General features: G+C 61.4%; 1 protein-coding gene. It reads right to left on the reverse strand.

Annotation, left to right across the window (positions count from 1 at the left end):
* Positions 1-5: 5 nt before the first annotated feature.
* Entirely contained in the window at positions 6-1103 is a 1098-nt protein-coding gene (locus IVB01_RS19085; protein WP_247275788.1) for an ISAs1 family transposase, read from the reverse strand.
* Positions 1104-1199: the final 96 nt, after the last annotated feature.

The following is a 1199-nucleotide window of genomic DNA, read 5'->3' on the forward strand; positions in this document are numbered from 1 at the left end:
CAGGGCTATCGCATGTGGCCGAGGAGCTCAAAAAGAAAGGCATCGTTCCACCCGGCGCGCTTGAGCTTGAGGCGCAAGGAGATGGTGGTGTCAGGGTGAGCCCTGGCCACGTTGAGGGCAAGTCTTCTGAGTACGGCAAGGTTGGCCGGGCCGTTGTCTTTGCGGTTGCGGGCCAGATCCTCGTCGAGGATGACGTCGAGCGGCCAGTGCAGGCCATTTTCGATGGTCCAATGGGTGCGAACGATGCGCAGAACCTCCGTGCGGCTGTAATTTTGGCTCATCAGGAAGTAGCGCTCGACGGTTTTATCCTTGCCGCGCTTGCTGCGGATCCGCGCGACGGCTGTGAGGCCAGGGAAGTTGTGCGTCTTCTCCATGTCCTTGACCGGCACGACAAGCGCACTGCGCTTTTCCTTGCGCCCATGGTCTGCATCGGTGGTCGTAACCGGCTTCTTGCCCTTGCGCGCCGCTGCAGCAATCGCCGCCTTGGCGTCGGCCAGCAGAGCGGGTTGGTTGTCCTTGACCGCCAGCACGTAATCGCCGCCCCGCGCCACGATCTGCTTGGCCATTTCGCGATGACAGTGCAGCGCATCGGCCGTCACGATGCACCCCTTGAGTTGCAGAAGTTCGAGCAATTGCAAGGCACCGGCGGCTTCGTTGTTGTTCGGCGCCAGAACATTGGCCAGTGCCATGCGTGTCTGAGCCGCCCACGCCGTCACCATGACCGGCGGCATGTGGCTTTTGCCGCGCTCGTAGCCACGCCGCAGCGCCTTGCCATCCAGGGCGATCACGCCTTGCGGCCGTGCGATCTTCGCGCCTTCGGCGAAGGCTTCCATAAAGCGCCGGAACGCCGTCTCGAACGCCTTTGGATCGAGCATGCGGAACACACGACTGAACGTGTCGTGGCTCGGCAGCCCATGCTTGAGCACCAGCACGTCCTGCCAAAGATAGGCCTTCAGCCGTGCAAACAGCGCCATGTCTGTGCAACTCGTCGCTCCGCACAACGTCGCCATCAGCGCAATGAACAAAAGCTCTGTCAGATCATGCAGCGCATTGTCCGCCCGCGGGTCGGGCAGATCTTCGAAGCACTCCGAGAATCGATCCATCGGCCGCTCCTTCCAACTCAGGAGCCACCTTCAGAATCGATTTCTGCCCAATTCGCAATGCCTTACAGAGAACGCTCACATGCGATTCCCCTGCCC

The organism is Bradyrhizobium sp. 164, assembly GCF_023073715.1.
Lineage (GTDB): Bacteria > Pseudomonadota > Alphaproteobacteria > Rhizobiales > Xanthobacteraceae > Bradyrhizobium.

Excerpts from the sequence above, each read along its gene's own strand:
- IVB01_RS19085 (WP_247275788.1), bottom strand. The coding sequence starts at position 1,103 with ATGGATCGATTCTCGGAGTGCTTCGAAGATCTGCCCGACCCGCGGGCG.